The following is a 20,773-nucleotide window of genomic DNA, read 5'->3' as shown; positions in this document are numbered from 1 at the left end:
GCATGGACAAGTGATTATAACGACATGTCGCGAACCGCAAGACCTTTCGATGGCCTGTTTTGTGCCGTTCGCGCTCTTCCATCTCTTCAACATGATATTATTTAATTGATTTATATACATAAATCTAGAAATGGCTGCTTCTGCAGGGATGCGAAAAAGCGCAGTTCGCCCCGCCTCGAAAAGATTGCGCTTGCAACGTCGTTATAACTTGTCATAACGTCGCGCCGGTTTAGCAGACGATGGGAGGGAGTGAATGTCGTTGGCTTGGACTTCGAAATTGGCGTTGGCCGCGGGCCTCGCTTTTGTGCCCGGCTGGGCTTCGGCCGCGGCGGTGAACATCTCCTATCTGACGCATTGGTCGCCGGAGACGGTGGCGCTTCTGGAAAGCGCGGCGAAGGACTACGCCAAGACCAATCCCGATGTGTCCGTAACCGTTCGCGCCGTGCCGTTCGGCGACCTGTTGACCACGCTACGCTCGCAGGGCGGCAGCGCCGAGGGCCCGACCATCGGCGGCATCTATGATCTGTGGCTGCCGGAACTGGTGCGCGACAAATTGGTGGCGCCGGCGCCGGACGCGGTGGCGGCCGAGGTCAAGAGCGCCTGGCCCGCGGGCGTCGTCAGCGCCGCTTCGGTCGGCGGCGCGCCCTACGGCATTCCCAACGAGATCGACGTCTATGCGCTGAACTACAACAAGGACCTGTTCAAGCAGGCCGGCATCGCCGCCGCGCCGAAGACCTGGGACGAGTTCCGCGCGGCGGCGAAGAAACTCACCAACAAGGATGCCGGCCAACAGGGTTTCGGCATGATCAATTCCTGGGCGGCGGGCGTCGTGCATCCCTTCGCCTCGCTGCTGGTTTCCAATGGCGGCGAACTCGTCGCCGGCGGCAAGCCGGCGCTCGACAGCAAGCAGGCGGGCGAAACGTTCGGGCTCTATGAGAGCCTGATCAAGGACGGCTCCAGCGATCCGTCTATGGCAACCGCCGACGCCAACACCACCGGCCCGTTCCTCGACAATTTCGTCTCCGGCAAAACAGGCATGATCATCATGGCCAACTGGTGGGAAAGCGCGCTGAAGACCGGCATGGGCGCCAAGTTCTCCAACATCGCCACCGCCCCCATTCCGGTCGGCCCGAGCGGCGACAAGCCGCATTCGATCTCCTATTCGTGGATGACGGTGGTCAACGCCAAGGCCGGTGCCGCCGAGCAGAAGGCGGCGTGGGATTTCCTGGCCTGGCTGAACAGCCCGAAATCCGGCAAGAACGGTGCCTCCGCCATGTCCGACATCCTGATGTCGATGGGCATCCTGCCGTCGCGCAGCTCCGACATCGAGGCGCACAAGGCAAAACTCGGCACCGAGTTCCTGGCTGGCTATGTCGGCGTGCTGGCCGACGCCAAGCCGTTCCCGGTGGTGGCCGGCGGGCAGGAATTCTCGGAATCGCTGCAACAGACGCTGGAAGCGCTGCAATACGGGCAGATTTCTGCCAAGGACGCCGAGGCGAAGGCGCAGGCCGACGCGGTCTCGATCCTCGATCGCGCCGCCAAGTGATGGCAGCCGCAAGCGGACGGCGGGTTTCGGAAGTCGGTCGATGAGCAAGGGCTATCGCGCTTCGGCGGGCATCATGCTGGCGCCCGCCGTGACGCTGATCGGCGCCTTCATCCTCGTGCCGATGCTGCTCACCGTCTGGCTGTCGTTCCAGGACTGGTCGACGCAGACACCGTTTTCCGCAGCGCGTTTCATCGGCCTCGCCAATTTCCAGGACATTTTCGGGTCGACCTCGGTCGGCCGCGATTTCAAGGGCGCTCTGGTCAATACGGCGATCTACACCGCCCTGTCGGTCGCCATCATCCTGCCTCTGTCGGTCCTGTTCGGCCTGCTTGTCCATCAACGCGACGTTGGTGGTGGCACGCTGCTCAGGACCGTTCTCTTCTCCACCTACATGGTGCCGATGATCGCGGTGGCGCTGGTCTGGTCAAAGCTCTATTCGCCGAGCGAGGGGCCGTTCAACCAGATGCTCGGCTTCATCGGCATCGGCCCGCAGCCCTGGCTGTCTTCGCCGCGCTCGGCGCTGGTCTCGATCGTCCTTCTCAATGTCTGGCAGCAGGTCGGCTATTTCACGGTGCTGGCCATCGCCGGCCTGACCCAGATCCCCGGCAGCCTCTACGAGGCCGCGACGCTCGACGGCGCCAGCCGCGCCGAGCAGTTCCGCTTCATCACCTTGCCGCTGTTGCGGCGCACGCTTCTGTTCAGCGCCGTCATCGCCATCATCAACGCCGTCCAGGTGTTCGAGCCGGTGGCGCTCATCACCCAGGGCGGCCCGGTCGGCTCCACCAATGTGCTCACCTACCACATCCGCCGCGTCGGCATCGAACGCGCCCAGGGCGGGCTGGGTTCGGCCATGGCGGTGATGCTGATGCTCACCCTCATCGTCGTGGTGTGCGCGCTGTTTGCCTTCATGAACCGGAAGGACGACGAATGAGCGCCGCCGTCCAGGCTGGGTCGTCCAGCGCGCTGCCGCGCCGCCATCCGTCGGGGCGCAAGGCGCTGGTGGTCACGATGATGCTTGTCGTCGCCGTCGCCTCCGCCTTCCCGCTGGTGTGGATGGTGCTGTCCAGCCTGAAGACTGTCGCCGAGAGCATGCAGGTGCCGCCGGTTTGGCTGCCGCGCACGCCGAGCCTCGAGGCTTATGAAAAGGTCGCCGGCGTGGTCAATGTCGGGCGCTCGATGTGGAATTCGCTGGTCATCGCCACCATCACCACGGCCGGCATCCTCATCACCAGCCTGATGGCCGGCTACGCCTTCGCCAAATACAGTTTTCCGGGCCGCTCGCTTCTGTTCTCGGTGCTGATCGCCACCATGTTCCTGCCGCCCATCGTCACGCTCATTCCGCTCTACCGCATGGTCGGCTCCATCGGCCTCGGCGCCAGCCTCGCCGGCATCATCGTGCCCAATCTCGCCAACGCCTTCGGCATCTTCCTGATGCGGCAGTTCATCGCCGGCGTGCCCGACGAGTTGATCGACGCCGCCCGCATGGACGGCGCCTCCGAACTGCTCATCCTGTTCAAGATCGTGGCGCCAACCGTGGCGCCGGCCATCGCGGCGCTGGCACTGTTTGCCTTCGTCTATCACTGGAACAGCTATCTGTGGCCGCTCACCGTGCTGCAGGGCAATGCTGACAGCTACCCGATCGTCATCAGCCTTAGCCGGCTGTTGAGCTACAATCGCGGCGCAATGAACACCGGCCTGGTCATGGCCGGCGCCACGCTCGCCGTTCTGCCGCCGCTCATCCTGTTCGTCTTCCTGCAACGTTTCTTCGTCGATTCCATCGTGAGTTCGGCGGTCAAGGGGTGAGAAGCGGTCCGCGTAGCGGACGAAAAGCCAACTGCTTGGCTTTTCGAGCTTCGAACGCCCGAGGCTATGCGGAGGGCCGGGGCGGCAGTCCGCGTAGCGGACGAAAAGCCAACTGCTTGGCTTTTCGAGCTTCGAACGCCCGAGGCTATGCCGAGGGCCGGGCGGCGGTCCGTGTGGAACTCCGTCATTCCCGACCTCGTGAGCGACCGAAGGGAGCGGAGAGTGTCGGGAATCCATGCCGGAACATGGGCGACGACAAAACCGGTCGAAGCCGGGACACGCAAAGCAAAGAAGGGCATAGCGCCACTGTTCACGATCTTGTGATCGATCCGCCGACGCACTCCGGATCGCGCTGTCACAATGGCGACACACGCTTGAAAATATGGCTTGCTGTAATGCTTCGACGGTGAGACGAAGCGTTTTAACCGACTTCGTCCTTTACCCCTTCGCGCCGGGGGCACCCGCATGGCAGTCCAGAAACACGCTCCGCTGGCCATCCGGCGCTCGGTCCTGCCGAGTGTCTGGGATTTGATGGCGCTTTTGTTGGTGGTCGGCGTCATCGTGCTGATCGCCTATGGCGCGGAAGTCACCACGGCACCGCTGTCGACGCTGGATACCACGCCGCTGTCGCTCGATCCGGCCAATCTGCCGGTCTACGCCTTGCGCACCACGCTGCGCATGCTGCTCGCCATCGTGCTGTCGCTGATCTTCACCTTCATCTACGCGGCGGCGGCGGCCAAGAGCCGGCGCGCCGAGATGGTGCTGATCCCCATTCTCGATATCCTCCAGTCGGTGCCGATCCTTGGCTTCCTGACCTTCACCGTCACCTTCTTCCTCAACCTGTTCCCCGGCAGCGTGCTGGGCGCCGAACTGGCCTCGGTCTTCGCCATCTTCACCAGCCAGGCCTGGAACATGACCTTCTCCATGTACCAGTCGATGCGCAATGTGCCGGGCGACCTCGAGGAGGCGACGCGCAGCTTCCATCTCAGCGGCTGGCAGCGCTTCTGGCGGCTCGACGTGCCTTTCGCCATGCCGGGCCTGGTGTGGAACGCCATGATGTCGATGTCGGGCGGCTGGTTCTTCGTCGTTGCTTCCGAGGCGATCACGGTGGGCAACACCACGGTCACGCTGCCGGGCATCGGCTCCTATGTGGCGCTCGCCATCCAGCAGCAGAACATCGCCGCCATCGCCTATGCGGTCATCGCCATGCTGGTGGTCATCATCCTCTACGACCAGTTCCTGTTCCGGCCGTTGGTTGCCTGGGCCGACAAGTTCCGTTTCGAGACCACGGCTTCCGCCGAGGCGCCGGAATCCTGGATGCTCGACCTTCTGCGCCGGGCCCGCCTCGTGCGCGTCCTGTCCGCACCCTTCGCCTGGGCGATGCGCACGGTGTGGAACCTGCGTCTTCCTTCCTTGCCGTCGCTGCCGTCCTTCGATCTCGGCGGCCTCGGCGGCAGCGATGCCGCCCGCTCGCGCCTCGTCGACCGGCTGTGGATCGGCCTGATCGCCGCCGGCGCCGCCTACGCCGCCTATGTCTCGATCTCCTATCTGCGCACCGGCATCGGCTGGTCGGACGTGCCCGTCGTCGTCGGCGACGCCTTCATCACGCTGTTGCGCGTCATCGTGCTGATGACGCTGGCAACGCTGATCTGGGTTCCGGTCGGCGTCTGGATCGGCCTGCGGCCGAAGCTTGCCGAAAAGGTGCAGCCGCTGGTGCAGTTCCTCGCTGCCTTCCCGGCCAACATCGCTTTCCCGATCTTCGTCGTGCTCATCGTGCACTACGACCTCAGCCCGAATATCTGGCTCTCCCCGCTGATGATCCTGGGCACCCAGTGGTACATTCTGTTCAATGTCATCGCCGGCGCCTCGGCCTTCCCGAGCGACCTGAAGGAGGCGGCGCGCTCCTTCCATATCGAAGGCTGGCGCTGGTGGGTGAAAGTCATCCTGCCCGGCATCTTCCCCTATTATGTCACCGGTGCCATCACCGCCTCGGGCGGTTCGTGGAATGCCAGCATCGTTGCGGAAGTGGCGAGCTGGGGCTCGGAGCAGCTCACGGCGCGCGGCCTCGGCGCCTACATCGCCCAGGCCACCAGTAGCGGCGATTTCCCGCGCGTCGTGCTCGGCATCATCGTCATGTGCGTTTTTGTTACCCTGTTCAACCGTCTGGTCTGGCGCCCGCTCTATGCGTTCGGCGAGCGCCGGCTGCGTCTGGCCTGATCCAAAGGAGATCGTCGCCATGCTTGATCTCACCGCAAAGAAGCCGCTCATCGACATCCGCCAGGTGTCGCGTTCCTTCCCGAAGGGCAGCGGCAAGGACGTGACGGTGCTCGAAAATGTCGACCTGACCATCCGCGAGGGTGAACTGGTCGGCCTGCTCGGTCGTTCCGGTTCCGGCAAGTCGACGCTGCTGCGCATCATCGCCGGCCTCGTCGAGCCGTCCTCGGGCGTCGCGCAATGCCGCGGCGCCGAGATCGACGGCCCGCCGACCGGCATCGCTTTGGTGTTCCAGTCCTTCGCGCTGTTTCCCTGGCTCACCGTGCTGCAGAATGTGGAACTCGGCCTCGAGGCCCAGGGCGTCGACCGCGCCGAACGCCGCTCGCGCGCCTTGGCCGCCATCGACTTGATCGGCCTCGACGGTTTCGAAAGCGCCTTCCCGAAGGAGCTCTCCGGCGGCATGCGCCAGCGCGTCGGCTTTGCCCGTGCGCTGGTCGTCCACCCCGACCTTCTGTTGATGGACGAGCCGTTCTCGGCGCTCGACGTGCTGACCGCCGAAACGCTGCGCACCGACATGATCGATCTGTGGGTGGAAGGCCGCCTGCCGATCAAATCGGTGCTGATGGTCACCCACAACATCGAGGAGGCGGTGCTGATGTGCGATCGCATCCTCGTCTTCTCCTCCAATCCCGGCCGCGTCGCCCGCGAACTGAAGGTCGACCTGCCGCATCCGCGCAACCGTCTCGACCCGGTGTTCCGCCAATTGGTCGACAGCATCTACGCGCTGATGACGCAGCGCGCCGAAACCCGTACGCCGGCCATGGAAGGCATTCCCGGCACCGGCATCGGCCTGGTGCTCAACCACGTCTCCACCAACATCCTGGCCGGCCTGATCGAGGCGCTGGCCGGCGCGCCCTATGACGGGCGGGCCGACCTGCCGGTGCTGGCGGGCGCGTTGCAGATGGAGGCCGACGAGATCTTCCACCTCGGTGAAACGCTGCAGCTCTTGCGCTTCGCGCAACTGAGCGAAGGCGACATCGTGCTGACCGAGGCAGGCAAGCGCTTCGCCCATATGGAAACCGACGAACGCAAGAAGCTCTTTGCCGAACACATCTCGGCCTATGTGCCGATCTTCGGGTTGATCCGCCGTGTGCTCGACGAGCGTCCCTCGCACGCCGCGCCCGCCGCCCGCTTCCGCAACGAGCTGGAAGACTACATGACCGAGGACTATGCCGACGAAACCTTGAAGACGGTGGTGTCCTGGGCGCGTTACGCCGAGCTGTTCGCCTATGACGAACAGACCGAGCTGTTCAGCCTGGAGAACCCGCAGTAACAAGCAGGATGCGCGGCGCTGGAGCGCCGCGCTGTATTCTGGCTTAGGCCAGCCAGCCAGCAGCGGCGCCGGCGAGAAGCAGGATGCCGATCGCCGCGCGATAGAACACGAACGGCCAGGTCGAGAACCGCTCCAGGAACCGCATCAGGCCCCAGATCGCCGCGAAGGCCGACAGGCTGGCGATGATCAGGCCGAAGATCAGCACGTGCCAGGCTTCCGAAGGGATGTGCGCCTTGTGCAGCACCCAGATCTCGTGCAGCCCGGCCAGCGCGATCGCCGGAATGCCGATCAGGAAGGAGAAGCGCGCCGCTTCCTCGCGCTTCAGGTCGCGGAACAGTGCGGCCGTCAGCGTCGAGCCGGAGCGCGAGATGCCGGGGATGAGTGCGCCGGCCTGGGCCACGCCAACGATCAGCGCGTCGCGCAGCCGCATGTCCTCGACGCTGCGGCGGTGCTTGGCGATGCGTTCGGCGAGACCCAGCAGCACCGCCAGCGCCACCATCGACACGCCGATCACCACGATGCCGCGCAGCGGCGAATCGCAACGATTGAGCAGCGGCGACAGCGCGAGGCCGACAACGACGATGGGGATGGTCGCCAGCACGATGCCGACCGCCAGCCGCCAGGTCGGGCTGGAATAGTTGCCGGTGCGCACCGCGGTCACCGTGCCGCCGACCAGCCCGGTGACGTCGCGCCAGAAATAGCTGATCACCGCGGCCAGTGCTGCCAGCTGCATGGCGGCGGAAAAGGCCGAGCCCGGATCCTGCCAGCCGAGCAGCGCCGGCACGATGCGCATATGCGCGGTCGACGAGATCGGCAGCAACTCGGTTATGCCCTGCACCACGCCGAGCACCGCGACCTTCGCGTAACCCAGCGTCGCAAAGCCGATGTCGACGCCTTCCGAACAAGCATTCGCCATTAGTGGTCCCTCTCCACACCGCCGAAACCGCACAACGCAGGCCCCGGGCGCCTCAGTTCTAGCTTCTCTCGCGAAGCAGGCTGGCCGGATTAAGTCACGGTCTGTTGAACTTTCCGTGATCGTGGCTGTGGAAAGGTCAGATCCAGCCTTGCAGCCATTTGAGGCCGAAGGCGCCGGGCGCCAGTATGCCGGCCGCCCAGATCATCGCCGAGGTCACGTTGGCAAGCTGGAAGGCCATCGGCGACATGTCGCAAATGCCGGCCACCAGCGGCATGGAGGCGCGCAGCGGCCCGGAAAAGCGGCCGACGAAGACGCCGAGCGTGCCCCAGCGCTCGAAGAAGCGGTGGCCGCGCTGCAGCAGGTCAGGATTGCGCGACAGCGGCCAGTAGCGCACCACGTCGCCCTTCAGCTTCAGGCCGATCCAGAACGACAGCCAGTCGCCGAAGAAGGCGCCGATCGCCGCCGCCGCCCAGAGCGGCCAGAACGAGATGCCGCTTTCGCCGACGAGGAAGCCGACGCCGAGCAGGATGACGGTGGCCGGCACCAGCAGCGAAATGAACGCCAGCGATTCGCCGAAGGCGAGCAGCATGACGACGAAGAAGCCCCAGCCCTGATGGGCCCTGATGAACTCGACGGCGGTCTGGGTGAGTGCTTGAAGATCCATGCCTTGCACCTAGCCGATGGCGTCGCCTTGCGAAACCGGTTTCGGCGGGCGACGGCGGAAATCCGGCCGGTGAATGGTTTCCGGAACGTCGCTGGCGACAAGCTGTAGCGGGAGCAGGACCGACCTCCGCCAATGTCTACAAAATTAGTGGCATTAGCAAAAATTCACACCATCGGCCCGCCCGCCGTCGCGGGATTTTCTTGAAGCTTGGTTCGAAAGGTCGCTCATTCCTTTGTTTTCGCCCTGGCCGCTGCGAGGCTGATGATGTCAGCCAGAAGGGCCTATCCATGAGCAAGACCACCATCCAATCCATTCCCGTTCTCGACTTTTCCTTGTTCGAGACCGATCCGAAAACCTTTCTGGACGCGCTCAAGCCGGCCGCCCGCGACGTCGGCTTCTTCTACCTCACCGGGCATGGCATCGCGCAAAGCCTCATCGACGACGTGCTGTCGGCGTCGCGCCGCTTCTTTTCGCTGCCCGAGGCCGACAAATTGAAGATCGAGATGGTCAACTCGCCGCATTTCCGCGGCTACAACCGCGTCGGCCAGGAACTGACCAAGGGCCAGCGCGACTGGCGCGAGCAGATCGACATCGGCTCGGAGGCGGCGGCACTTCCCGTCGACGGCGGCCAGCCGGCCTGGACCCGCCTGCAGGGCCCCAATCTGTGGCCCGACGCCTTGCCGGAGCTGAAGCCGATCCTGCTCGAATGGCAGTCCGAGCTGACCAAATTGTCGACGCGCCTTCTGAAAGCCTTCGCGGTGGCGCTGGAGCAGGACCGCGACATCTTCGAAACCATCTATGCCGGCACGCCCAACCAGCTCATCAAGATCATCCGCTATCCCGGCCGCGACGCCACTGGCAGCGAGCAGGGCGTCGGCGCCCACAAGGACAGCGGTTTCCTCACGCTGTTGCTGCAGGAAAAGCAGAAGGGCCTGGAGGTGGAGACCGAGGACGGCCGCTGGATCGAGGCCGAACCCAGGCCCGGCACCTTCGTCGTCAACATCGGCGAATTGCTGGAACTGGCCACCGACGGCTATCTGAAGGCGACCGTGCACCGCGTCGTCACCCCGCCGGCCGGCACCGACCGGCTGTCGGTGGCGTTTTTCCTCGGCGCGCCTTTCGACGCCGAAGTGCCGTTGCTTGATCTCGCGCCGCATCTCAAGGCACAGGCCGGCGGCGTCACCCGCGATCCGCACAACCCGCTTTTCCGCAATTCCGGCCAGAACGCGCTGAAGAGCCGCCTGCGCTCGCATCCCGATGTCGCCGCCCGCCACCATGCCGACCTGTTGGTCGCGCAGGCGCGCGCCGAGGCCGTGCCCGTCGCCTGAACCGAAACGCCGACCCTCCCATGCCTAACCATCGAGATCGACCGAAGGAGCAAACGCTATGACGCTGGAAAACCTCTCCGCCGAAACGCTCGCTTTGCATGGCGGCGGCTGGCGCGCCGACCCGTCCACCGGCGCCGTCGCCGTGCCGATCTATCAGACCACCTCCTACCAGTTTCAGGATACCGGCCATGCCGACCGGCTGTTTTCGCTGGACGAGGTCGGCCACATCTACACCCGCGTTTCCAATCCCACCCAGGACGCCTTCGAGCAGCGCATCGCCGCGCTCGAAGGCGGCGCGGCGGCTTTGCTCTTGTCGTCGGGGCAGGCGGCTTCGGCCTATTCGGTGCTGAACCTTGCCGGTGCCGGCGACAACATCGTCTCCTCCACCGGCCTCTATGGCGGCACCTGGGCGCTGTTCGCCGCCACGCTCAAGCATTTCGGCGTCGAGGTCCGCTTCGTCGATCCCGCCGATCCGGAGAATTTCCGCCGGGCGACGGACGAGCGCACGCGCGCCTATTACGCGGAATCGCTGCCCAATCCGAAGCTGCAGGTCTTCCCGATCAGGGAGGTGGCCGATATCGGCCGCTCGCTCGGCGTGCCGCTGATCGTCGACAACACGGCGGCGCCCTTGATCATTCGCCCGTTCGACCATGGCGCGGCCGTCGTCATCTATTCGGCCACCAAATATATCGGGGGCCACGGCACCTCGATCGGCGGCGTCATCATCGATGGCGGCAATTTCCCCTGGGAAGAGCACACCGCGCGTTTCCCGACGCTGAACGAGCCGGACCCCAGCTATCACGGCAAGGTCTGGGTGGAGGCGGCCAAACCGCTCGGCCCCGTCGCCTATGTGCTGCGCATCCGCACCGTGCTCCTGCGCGACGTCGGCGCCGCCATCAGCCCGTTCAACGCCTTCCAGCTCCTGCAAGGCCTGGAGACGCTGCCGCTGCGCATCCGCCAGCACAACGAGAACGCGCTGAAGGTGGCCGAATTCCTGCGCGGTCACCCCAAGGTGAAATCGGTGATCTTCCCGCGGTACCAGCTGGGCGAAGACAAGCGCCGGGCCGAGGCCTATTTCCAGCCGGGCAGCTATGGCGCGCTGGTCGGTTTCGAGCTGAAGGACGGGCGCGAGGCAGGCCGCGGCTTCATCAACGGGCTGAAGCTGTTCTACCATGTCGCCAATATCGGCGACGCGCGCTCGCTGGCCATCCACCCGTCCACCACGACGCATTCGCAGCTGTCGGCGGAAGATCAGCTCGCCTCAGGCGTCACCCCCGGCTACGTGCGGCTGTCGGTCGGCATCGAGCATCCCGACGATATCATCCGCGACCTCGAACAGGCGCTCGACGGCGCGGTGGGCGAGGAGAAGCTCAAGGCTGCCTGACCACAGCGGCTTTGTGCATCCGGGGGCGGGGGCGCAACGACAGCATGGACAGATCGGAGGAACCCGAACATGACCAGAATTGTACCCGTCCTCGACCTCAGCCGTCTGGAGCAGGGTGCTTCCGAGCGGCGCACCTTCCTGGCCGATCTGCGCTCGGCAGCCCGCGATGTCGGCTTTTTCTATCTGGCCGGGCACGGCATCGCCGTCACCGAGATCGATGGCGTTCTGGCCGCCGCCAGACGCTTCTTCGAATTGCCGGAGGACGAGAAGCTCAAGATCGCCATGGTCAACTCGCCGCAGTTCCGTGGCTACACCCGCACCGGCGGTGAGTTGACGCGGGGCAGGGCCGACTGGCGCGAACAGCTCGACATCGGCGTCGAGCGCCCGGCGATCGCGCAGCGGCCGGGCCTCGCCCCCTGGGCGCGCCTGCAGGGACCGAACCAGTGGCCGGCGCTTTATCCTGATCTCAAACCCGCGCTGTTGTCGTGGCAGGCGCAGGTGACCGCGGTGGCGATCCGCCTTTTGAGAGCCTTCGCGCTGTCGCTTGAACAGCCGGAAGACGCCTTCGACGCCATCCATGTCGGCGAGCCTAATCACCGCATGAAGATCGTGCGTTATCCCGGCCGCGATCTCACCGGCGGCGACCAGGGCGTCGGCGCCCACAAGGATGGCGGCTTCTTGACCCTGCTATTGCAGGACCAGCATGAGGGTCTGCAGGTCGAATATGACGAGCGCTGGGTGCCGGTCGATCCCATTCCCGGAACGCTGGTCGTCAATATCGGCGAACTGCTCGAACTCGCCTCCAACGGCTATCTGCGCGCCACCGTGCATCGCGTGGTCACGCCGCCGGCCGGGGTCGAGCGCCTGTCGGTGCCGTTCTTCTTCGGCGCCAGGCTGGATGCCACCATCCCGCTGCTCGACCTGCCGCCGCATCTTTCGACGGAAGCGCGCGGCCCGGCCAGCGATCCCGAAAATCCGCTGTTTCGCGATGTCGGCACCAATGTCCTGAAAAGCCGGCTGCGCTCGCATCCCGACGTTGCCAAACGGCATTATTCCGACCTCATCGAAAGCGGCTTCGCCCCGGTCGCGGCCTGAGCTTTCCGTAGGGTTCCTCTGCTCTCGGCCGGGCGTTCGCCCGGCTTTCTTTTTCGCGCCCAACGCCCGTCATTCCGGGCAAGCGAGCAAAGCGAGCGCCGACCCGGAACCCAATGGTCATGGCGCGTCGAGCACGGCCCGGTCCTCATCTTGACACGTTCGGGCTACTCAAGCCGCCCGCTTCATCGATGCTCACGCGAAATGAGGACCCGGCTGCGCTGCTCAATAGGTTCCGGGTCGGCGCTCGCTTGCCCGGAATGACGGGGTTCCACCGCGCGGCTTCTCCTTCTCCCGCAAGGGGAGAAGGGAAGGTGCGCACCCCCTCCGCTCCTTCAACCTCCAAACCCGGCCCTTCGCGGCAAAGCGCTTCCCGAACGACGGCAAATTTGGATTGCCGTTCCTTAGTCTACAAATCTTATAGAGTTACCGTCTGCCTGGGTCGGCGAAAGGGGCTGAGCGCGATCGTTTCGGATCGGCCCGATTGGGAACCAGGAGTTATCGAGATGACATTTCTATCGCAACCAGGCAGCCTTTGGCGACGCGCGGTCGCGGCCTCGCTGATCGTCGCCACCGGTGCGTTCGCCACCGTGGCCGAGGCCGGCCCGACGCTGGACAAGATCAAGCAGCGCGGCGCCATCAAGGTCGGCGTCGGCACCACGCCCGGCTTCTTCGCGCCCGACGACGCCGGCAAGTGGAAGGGCTTCTTCGTCGATTACGGCAAGGCGCTCTCCATCACCGTGTTCGGCACGCCCGACAAGGTCGAGTTCACCAATTCCTCGCCGCAGCAGCGCCTGCCGGCCTTGCAGGCCGGCGAGTTCGACATCCTGCTTTCCGGCGTGACGGTGACGATCGCCCGCGCGCTGCAGCTAGGCTTCCATTTCGGACCGACGGTGTTTTATGACGGCCAGGGCATCCTGGTGCGTAAGGACCTCGGCGTGACCAAGGCCGCCGAACTCGACGGCGCCACCATCGGCGTGCAGAGTGGCACCACCGGCGAGCTCAACATCGCCGATTTCTTCCGCAAGACCGGCAAGAAGTTCACGCCGGTGACGATCGAGGAGACCGGCGAGTTCATCAACGCGCTGGAATCGGGCCGCGTCGACGCCATCACCCAGGACAGTTCCGACCTCGTCGGCAAGCGCACCCAGCTGAAGAAGCCGGACGATTTCGTCATCCTGCCCGAGCGCCTGTCCAAGGAGCCGCTGGCGCCCGCCGTCGCCGGTGGCGACGACCGCTGGCTGGAACTGGTCAACTGGACCGTCAACGTGACCATCCAGGCCGAGGAATGGGGCATCACCTCCAAGAATGTCGACGAATTCCTGAAGTCGCCCGACCCGGCCGTGCAGCGTTTCCTCGGCGTCGATCCCTCGCTCGCCCAGGCCACCGGCCTCGACCCGAAATGGGCCTACACCATCATCAAGACGGTGGGCAATTACGGCGAGATCTTCGACCGCAACCTGAAGCCGCTCGGCTGGGAGCGCGGCTACAACAATCTGTGGACGCAAGGCGGCCTGCTTTATTCGCCGCCGTTCCGCTGAGCCGTCCTCCGTCATGGCGGTGATCGAAACCGTGCCGGGCCCTGGGCGGCCCGGCCCCTTGCGGCGGCTGGTCGGCTGGTGGGGCGACCGGCCGTGGCTGCAGCTCGCCATCGTCGCGGCTGTCGTCGCGCTTTTCTGGCTGCTCGGCGCCAACATCGCCGAGACGATGCGGCGCATCGGCGTCACCCCTGGCTTCGACTTTCTCGGCCGCTCCGCCAATTTCGAGATCGGCGAGACGATGATCGCCTTCAAGGCCGGCGATCCCTATGTCCAAGCGATCCTCGCCGGCCTCTTGAACACGCTGAAGGTCGCGCTGCTCGGCTGCGTCTTCGCCACCATCCTCGGCGTGGCGCTGGGCGTCGCCGGCCTGTCCGGCAACCTGCTTCTGGCCGGGCTGATGCGTGGATACATCGAGCTCATCCGCAACACGCCGCTGCTCTTGCAGCTGTTCTTCTGGATCGCGCTGGCCAAGGCGTTTCCGCCGCCCCGGCAGGCATTGTCGGCCTTCGGCGCGCTGTTCCTCTCCAACCGCGGCGTCTTCGTGCCGGCCCTCGCCGTCGACGGTTTTTCCGCCGCGACCCTGCTGCTTTTGGCCGCCATCGGCCTGTCCTACGGCCTCTTTCTCTACACGGCGCGCCGACAGCGTCGCCTCGGCCTGAGCCGCGCCCTGCTTGCAACGCTGGTTCTCCTGGTCGCCGCCGGTCTCGCTTTGCCGGCCACCGGTGCTGCGATAAGCTTCGACCTGCCGGTTCTCGCCGGTTTCAACATTCGTGGCGGCCACAGCCTGACGCCGGAATTCGCTGCACTTCTCGTCGGCCTCACCGTCAAGTTCTCGGCCGCCATCGCCGAGATCGTGCGCGCCGGCATCCAGTCGGTGCCGTCGGGCCAATGGGAGGCGGCCCGCGCGCTCGGCCTGCATCCGGGCCAGATCATGCGGCTTGTCGTGCTGCCGCAGGCGCTGCGCGTCATCACGCCGATGATCACCTCGTCCTATCTCGACCTCACCAAGGATTCTTCCCTCGCGGTCGCCATCGGCTATCCCGACCTCGTCTCCATCATCAACACCACCGCCAACACCACCGGCCAGTCCTTCGAGGCGCTCGCCATCCTCATCGGCGTCTATCTCGTCCTGAACCTGTCGGTGTCGGCCCTCATGAACATCTACAACCGCAAGGTCGCCCTGCGCGGCGGAGTGCTGCGATGAGCCTGGTCGATATCGCTTCCTTGCCGCTGATGCGCCGCCCGGTCGATCTCAAGCCTCTGTGGAACGGCCTGTTCGGCACCAAGCTCAACACGGCGCTGACGCTGCTGACGCTCGCCTTCCTTGCCTGGATCGTGCCGCCGCTGCTCAGATGGCTGGTGCTCGACGCCATCTGGACCGGCACCGCGCAGGATTGCGCCGCCGCTTCCGGTGCCTGCTGGGCCTTCGTCACCGCCAAAATGCGTTTCATCCTCTTCGCTTTCTACCCGCAGGATCTGCAATGGCGGCCGCTGGCGGCGTTGCTCCTTCTGCTCGGCCTGCTTGCGGTCACCGCGCAGCCGAGGTTCTGGCGGCGCGAATTGCTCATCGCCTGGCCGCTCGGCGTCGGTCTCGCCTGGGCGCTGCTGTCCGGCGCGCTGACCGGCTCTCCGGTCGCCTCGAACCAGTGGGGCGGCCTGCCGGTGACGCTGCTGGTCTGGGCGGTGTGTTTTGGCCTGTCCGTCCCGCTCGCCGTGCTGCTCGCTTTGGCGCGGCGCTCGAAGATGGGCGGCCTGCGCACGCTCTCCGTGCTGTTCATCGAGCTGATGCGCGGCACGCCGATGGTCGCCATCCTCTATGTGGCGATGCTGATCCTGCCGATGGCCATCCCCGGCGGCCAGTTCCTCGACAAGACGCTGCGCGCCATCGTCATGATCAGCCTGTTCTGGTCGGCCTATGTCGCCGAGGTGGTGCGCGCCGGCCTGCAGGCCATCCCGCATGGCCAGGAGGAGGCGGCCAAGGCGCTCGGCCTCGGCTACTGGCGCACCATGCAGCTCATCGTGCTGCCGCAGGCGCTGCGCAAGGTCATCCCCGGGCTGGTCAACCTCGCCATCGGCTTCCTGCTCGCCACCTCGCTGCTCGCCGTCATCGGCATCCTCGACCTGCTCAACGCGGCGCGCGCCTCGACCACCGACCCGAAATGGCTCGGCTTCTACGACGAAGCCTATCTCGTCGTCGCGGTCATCTATTTCGTCTTCTGCTTCGGCGGCTCCCGCTACAGCCGCTGGCTGGAGCGGCGGCTGGGGGCGGTGCGGAATTGAATTTCACCGACCCTTGAAGTGATGAGTGCCGACGCCTCTATCTCCCCCCTTGCGGGGGAGAAAGCGATTTCAGCATCTTAGCGAGCACGCCCGCAGGGCGGCACAGTCTAAGTGCTAGAAATCGCAAGAGAGGGGATTTGTCGGCAATGCGCCAGCCAGTCAGACCGTCACATCGCGGCTTTGCCCGCTCTATGCGCGCCGACGCGACCATGCTTTGCAGGCTTTGCGCAACCGCCAACTCAACGGCTTGAAGTTCAAGCGACAGGTGCCGCTCGACGGCTATATTCTCGACTTCGCCTGTTTCGAGGCCAGGCTGATCATCGAGGTCGATGGCAGTCAGCATGCAGATTCACAAGGTGATGTCGCTCGCGATCGGCATTTCGAGATGCGAGGATTCCGCATCCTACGTTTCTGGAACGAGGAGGTGGAGAGGAACCTCGACGCGGTCTGCGAGGCGATCTTGCTGGCTGCCGACGGTCGCGGCTGAACATCCCCTTTCTTGCGATTTCTAGCACTTAGTTGCGCCACCCTGCGGGCGTGCTCGCTAAGACGCTGAAATCGCTTTCTCCCCCACGAGGGGGAGATAGAGGCGCGTTCGCTCACCCGTCTCCGGGCTCGTTACACCCCTAGCGCCTGCGTCAGATCGGCAATCAAATCATCCGCGTCCTCGATGCCGGCCGAAAGCCGGACCAGCGAATCCGAGATGCCGATTTCGGCGCGCTTCTCGGCCGGGATCGAGCCATGTGTCATCAGCGCCGGGTGCTCGATCAGGCTCTCCACCCCGCCCAGGCTCTCGGCCAGCGCGAACAGCCGCGTGTGTTCCAAAAAGCGCTTGGTGCCGGCGAGGTCGCGGTCGAGTTCCACCGTGATCATGCCGCCGAAGGCGCTCATCTGCGCCTTGGCGATTGCGTGCTGCGGGTGGCTTTCGAGGCCGGGATAGATGACGCGGCGCACATCGGAGCGCGCCTCCAGCCAGCGCGCGATCTTCAGCCCGTTGGCCGAATGCCGCTCCATGCGCAGCGCCAGCGTCTTCAGGCCGCGCAGCGCCAGGAAGCTGTCGAATGGCCCGGAAATGGCGCCCACCGCGTTCTGCAGGAATTTCAGCTGGTCGCGCAGTTCGGTGTTCTCGCCAACCACGACGACCCCGCCGACCATATCGGAATGGCCGTTGAGATATTTGGTCACCGAATGCACGACGAGATCGATGCCGAGCTCCAGCGGCCGCTGGATATAGGGGCTGCAGAAAGTGTTGTCGGCCACCGCGATCAGCCCCTTCCTGCGGGCGAGAGCGGCGACGGCGGCAAGGTCGACCACGCGCAGCAGCGGGTTGGTCGGCGTCTCCACCCACAGCATCTTCGTCTCCGGCCGGATCGCCGCTTCCACGGCGGCCAGGTCGGTGAAATCGACGAAGCTCACCTTCAGCCCGGCCGAGCGCTTGCGCACCCGCTCCAACAGGCGGAACGTGCCGCCATAAATGTCGTCGGTGGCCACGATATGGGCGCCGGAGTCCAGCAGTTCGAAGATGTTGGCGATCGCCGCCAGCCCCGACGCATAGGCGAATGCCGCCGTGCCGCTTTCCAGATCCGCCACCGCGCGCTCGAAGGCGAAGCGGGTCGGGTTCTGGCTGCGGGCATATTCGAAACCCTTGTGCACGCCGGGCGACTGCTGCGCATAGGTCGAGGTGGCGTAGATCGGCACCATGACGGCGCCGGTCGTCGGGTCGTGGCTCTGCCCGCCATGGATGGTGCGGGTGGAAAAGGCAAGCCGGTTGCGGCCCTGTATGGTCATCGGTTGCGCCTCAGATGGTTGATGAGATCGATGCGGGTGATGAGGCCGACGAATTCGTCATTGTCGAAGACGATGGCCACCTCGTTGCGGTCGAAGACGGGCAACAGCGCATCCAGCGTCTGGCTGGCCTGCAGCGTGTGCAGTTCGGCGCTCATCGCGCTGTGCACCGGCTGGTCGAAACGTTGCCAGCGGCCGTCATAGGGGCCGTCGACCTGGGTGAGTATGTCGCTTTCGTCGATGATGCCGACCAGCCGGCCTTCGTCCAGCACCGGCAATTGCGAGACGTCGCCGCGCCGCATGCGGCCATAGGCGGTCAAAAGCGTGTCATCCGGCCCGACGAACACCGTGCCGCCCTCGCGGTGCGAGCGGGCGACAAGGTCGGAGAGGTCGCCATGCTGCTCGCGTTCGGCCAGGCCCTGTTCGGCCAGCCAGAAATCGTCGAACACCTTGGACAGATATTTGTTGCCGCTGTCGCACACGAAGGTGACGACGCGTTTGGCGGTCTTCTGCTCGCGGCAATAGCGCAGCGCCGCCGACAACAGCGTGCCGGAAGACGAGCCGGCCAGGATGCCTTCCTTGGACAAGAGGTCGCGCACCGCCAGCATCGAATGCCGGTCGGAAATCGAATAGGCCTTCTTCACCAGCGAAAGATCGCAGTTCGGCGGCACGAAATCCTCGCCGATGCCTTCCACCGTCCAGCTGCCGGCCTCGATCATCTCGCCGGTCTTGACCAGCGGCGCCAGCACCGAGCCGACCGGGTCGGCCAGCACCATTTCGGTCTTGGGCGAGACCCCGGCGAAGAAGCGGCCGAGGCCGGTCAGCGTGCCGCCGGAGCCGACACCCACCACCACCGCATCGACATCGCCATCCAGCTGGCGCCAGATTTCCGGGCCGGTGGTGATCTCATGCGCCAGCGGGTTGGCCGGGTTGGAGAACTGGTTGGCATAGAAGGCGCCGGGAATCTCGGCGGCCAGCTTTTCGGCCATGTCCTGGTAATATTCGGGATGGCCCTTGCCGACGTCGGAGCGGGTCAGCCGCACCTCGGCGCCGAGTGCCCTGAGATGCTGCACCTTCTCGCGCGACATCTTGTCGGGCACGATCAGGATGATGCGGTAGCCGCGCGGAATGCCGACCTGCGCCAGCCCCAGCCCGGTGTTGCCGGCGGTGGCCTCGATAATGACGCCGCCGGGTTTCAGCCGTCCGTCGCGCTCTGCCTGGTCGATCATCGAGCGGGCGATGCGGTCCTTGATCGAGCCGCCGGGGTTCTGGCTCTCCAGCTTGATGAAGAGGCGGCACTTGCCGGTGTCGAACTTCTTCAGTTCCACCACCGGCGTCTCGCCGATCAGGTCCAACACCGAGGCGACCGGCGGCTGCAGCCGCTTCATCGCCTCGACCGGTTCTGCCTGCACTTTCGTGTTCATCGGGGGGCTCCCTCTCGGGGTCGCCGGATCGCTGTCCGGCATGCGTCCTGATCGCAGAAGCGACCGCTCTTTGTCGAAGGAAGAAATTTCCTTTGAAAGGCGATCAGTAGAATGTCGTTTCAGTTCTCCGGAATTGATCTGCCTTGTCGCCGTCTCCTGCCTGCGCATGAGAATGGTTTTCGCCGGTCGTGTCCATTCAATATGGTGCGCCGGTGGCGTCGGGGAAGTGGGGGAGGCCAATTGCACCATGGAGATCAAGGCGAGCGCGGCGCGCCTTCCTTCTCCCCTTGCGGGAGAAGGTGGATCGGCGCGCAGCGCCGAGACGGATGAGGGGTGTTGGACGGAGCGCTGCTTTGCGAATGTACGGCGGTGTCGATAGGGGATGCTGATTTTGAAACGTCTCGTTTCTTCCAGCACCCCTCATCCGACCTCGCCCAAGGCGGCTGCGCCGCCAGGGCTCGGCCACCTTCTCCCACAGGGGGAGAAGGGGAGGCGAGTTGTCGCCGTCAGCGCGAGTTTCAGCCCCGAGCCATGCTTCCCAACGGGTTGAGGGCTTACCCGGAATGAGGGCGTCAGAACATCCCTCAGCCTTTATCGACCCGCACCGTCTCGCCATCGGCCGGGACCAGCAACCGTTCCGGGCCGATGCCAGCCGCGTCGGCGGTTCTGCGCAGCGTTGCGCGGTCCACCGTTGCGTGGTCGAGCGCTTCCATATGCACGGCAATCACCTTGGCCTGCGGCGCCGAACGCGCCACCTCGACGGTCTGGCTATCGTCCATCACGATCAGCTCGCCGTCCCAGCGCGCGCCGCAGGAATGGGTGACGATGATGTCGGGCCTCGTCCTGGCGATGGTCTCAACCACCGGCGGATAAAGCACCGTGTCGCCGGCCCAGTAGAGTGACGGCTCGCCGGCCGCTTCCAGCGAAAAGCCGATCACCTGCCCCATCTTCTCCACCACCGGCCCCAGCCCGTGGCTGCCGTCGCGGCGGGTCAGCCTGATGCCGTTCCAGGTGAGTTCCGAGGTGAGCGGCGTGACGTCCTTGAAACCGAAGCCACGGATCTTGTCCTCGTCGCCGGGCTGGCAGATCAGCGGCAGGTCTTTTGGGATCACCGCCTGCGCCACCGTGTCGAAATGGTCGGCGTGCAGATGCGAGACGATCAGCAACTCGACGCCGTCGAGGATGTCGTCGACGCTGGCCGGCAGGTCGACCATCGGGTTGGGCGAACGACCGGTAAAGGAAGGCCGGCTGTGCTTGGCGCCAAGGTCGGGGTCGACCAGCAGCGTCCTGCCGGCGACCTCGATCTTCAGCGCGGCGTTTCGGAAGAGACGAATTTTCATGATGTCCTCGGCTGGGTCTGGGGCGTCGGCCTTGCCGAACGGGTCGGCTTTACCGAACAGCTTGGCTTGGCAAAACAGGTCGGCGGGCGGAAGGCGATTCCGGCATCTTAACCGCGCGTGTCG

At 65.1% G+C, this 20,773-nt stretch carries 17 protein-coding genes; 12 read left to right on the top strand and 5 right to left on the bottom strand.

The window, feature by feature from the left end; all coding sequences use genetic code 11:
• Positions 1-253 precede the first annotated feature (253 nt).
• From FZF13_RS03045 to FZF13_RS03025, 5 genes are all read left to right on the top strand, one after another.
• Complete coding sequence (locus FZF13_RS03045; RefSeq protein WP_024926410.1) at positions 254-1,546, top strand: ABC transporter substrate-binding protein; 1,293 nt, start codon at positions 254-256, stop codon at positions 1,544-1,546.
• 40 nt (positions 1,547-1,586) lie between these two features.
• Entirely contained in the window at positions 1,587-2,477 is an 891-nt protein-coding gene (locus FZF13_RS03040) for a carbohydrate ABC transporter permease (protein ID WP_024926409.1), read from the top strand.
• Complete coding sequence (locus tag FZF13_RS03035) at positions 2,474-3,349, top strand: carbohydrate ABC transporter permease (RefSeq protein ID WP_024926408.1); 876 nt, start codon at positions 2,474-2,476, stop codon at positions 3,347-3,349. Before FZF13_RS03040 ends, FZF13_RS03035 begins: the two co-directional genes overlap by 4 nt.
• Before the next feature lie 465 nt (positions 3,350-3,814).
• Positions 3,815-5,566 (top strand): ABC transporter permease, encoded by a 1,752-nt coding sequence (locus FZF13_RS03030; RefSeq protein ID WP_024926407.1) that lies wholly within the window; start codon positions 3,815-3,817, stop codon positions 5,564-5,566.
• A gap of 19 nt (positions 5,567-5,585) precedes the next feature.
• Positions 5,586-6,896 (top strand): ABC transporter ATP-binding protein, encoded by a 1,311-nt coding sequence (locus FZF13_RS03025; RefSeq protein ID WP_024926406.1) that lies wholly within the window; start codon positions 5,586-5,588, stop codon positions 6,894-6,896.
• Positions 6,897-6,939: 43 nt separating this feature from the next.
• On the opposite strand, the gene FZF13_RS03020 is transcribed toward FZF13_RS03025, so the two are convergent.
• Together FZF13_RS03020 and FZF13_RS03015 are read right to left on the bottom strand one after the other, a co-directional pair.
• On the bottom strand, positions 6,940-7,812 hold the full coding sequence (locus FZF13_RS03020) for an undecaprenyl-diphosphate phosphatase (RefSeq protein WP_024926405.1): 873 nt from the start codon (positions 7,810-7,812) through the stop codon (positions 6,940-6,942).
• 136 nt (positions 7,813-7,948) lie between these two features.
• Entirely contained in the window at positions 7,949-8,476 is a 528-nt protein-coding gene (locus FZF13_RS03015) for a DedA family protein (protein ID WP_024926404.1), read from the bottom strand.
• Positions 8,477-8,763: 287 nt separating this feature from the next.
• Between FZF13_RS03015 and FZF13_RS03010 the strand changes: the two genes are divergently transcribed.
• The 7 genes from FZF13_RS03010 (at position 8,764) to FZF13_RS02980 (ending at position 16,588) form a co-directional block, all read left to right on the top strand.
• Entirely contained in the window at positions 8,764-9,804 is a 1,041-nt protein-coding gene (locus FZF13_RS03010; protein WP_024926403.1) for an isopenicillin N synthase family dioxygenase, read from the top strand.
• A 58-nt stretch (positions 9,805-9,862) separates the two neighbouring features.
• Positions 9,863-11,188, top strand: a complete 1,326-nt coding sequence (locus FZF13_RS03005; protein ID WP_024926402.1) for an O-acetylhomoserine aminocarboxypropyltransferase/cysteine synthase family protein — start codon at positions 9,863-9,865, stop codon at positions 11,186-11,188.
• Between the two features lie 69 nt (positions 11,189-11,257).
• Complete coding sequence (locus FZF13_RS03000; protein WP_024926401.1) at positions 11,258-12,283, top strand: isopenicillin N synthase family dioxygenase; 1,026 nt, start codon at positions 11,258-11,260, stop codon at positions 12,281-12,283.
• Between the two features lie 503 nt (positions 12,284-12,786).
• Positions 12,787-13,821: an amino acid ABC transporter substrate-binding protein gene (locus FZF13_RS02995; RefSeq protein WP_024927226.1), complete on the top strand. Its 1,035-nt coding sequence runs from the start codon at positions 12,787-12,789 to the stop codon at positions 13,819-13,821.
• 13 nt (positions 13,822-13,834) lie between these two features.
• Entirely contained in the window at positions 13,835-15,025 is a 1,191-nt protein-coding gene (locus tag FZF13_RS02990) for an amino acid ABC transporter permease (RefSeq protein WP_024927225.1), read from the top strand.
• Positions 15,022-16,101, top strand: coding sequence for an amino acid ABC transporter permease (locus FZF13_RS02985; RefSeq protein ID WP_024927224.1), 1,080 nt, complete (start codon positions 15,022-15,024; stop codon positions 16,099-16,101). The genes FZF13_RS02990 and FZF13_RS02985 overlap by 4 nt, the downstream gene beginning before the upstream one ends.
• 265 nt (positions 16,102-16,366) lie before the next feature.
• Positions 16,367-16,588: an endonuclease domain-containing protein gene (locus FZF13_RS02980; RefSeq protein ID WP_307419008.1), complete on the top strand. Its 222-nt coding sequence runs from the start codon at positions 16,367-16,369 to the stop codon at positions 16,586-16,588.
• Positions 16,589-16,719: 131 nt separating this feature from the next.
• Here the strand turns inward: FZF13_RS02980 and FZF13_RS02975 are convergent, their stop codons facing one another.
• From FZF13_RS02975 to FZF13_RS02965, 3 genes are all read right to left on the bottom strand, one after another.
• On the bottom strand, positions 16,720-17,889 hold the full coding sequence (locus FZF13_RS02975) for a trans-sulfuration enzyme family protein (RefSeq protein WP_024926104.1): 1,170 nt from the start codon (positions 17,887-17,889) through the stop codon (positions 16,720-16,722).
• On the bottom strand, positions 17,886-19,274 hold the full coding sequence (locus FZF13_RS02970; RefSeq protein ID WP_036254931.1) for a pyridoxal-phosphate dependent enzyme: 1,389 nt from the start codon (positions 19,272-19,274) through the stop codon (positions 17,886-17,888). The genes FZF13_RS02975 and FZF13_RS02970 overlap by 4 nt, the downstream gene beginning before the upstream one ends.
• 620 nt (positions 19,275-19,894) lie before the next feature.
• Positions 19,895-20,650 (bottom strand): MBL fold metallo-hydrolase, encoded by a 756-nt coding sequence (locus tag FZF13_RS02965; protein ID WP_024926102.1) that lies wholly within the window; start codon positions 20,648-20,650, stop codon positions 19,895-19,897.
• Positions 20,651-20,773 lie beyond the last annotated feature (123 nt).

The organism is Mesorhizobium terrae, assembly GCF_008727715.1.
Lineage (GTDB): Bacteria > Pseudomonadota > Alphaproteobacteria > Rhizobiales > Rhizobiaceae > Mesorhizobium > Mesorhizobium terrae.
The sequence above is the reverse complement of the archived record's forward strand: the minus strand, read 5'-3'. Positions and strand labels throughout refer to the sequence as shown.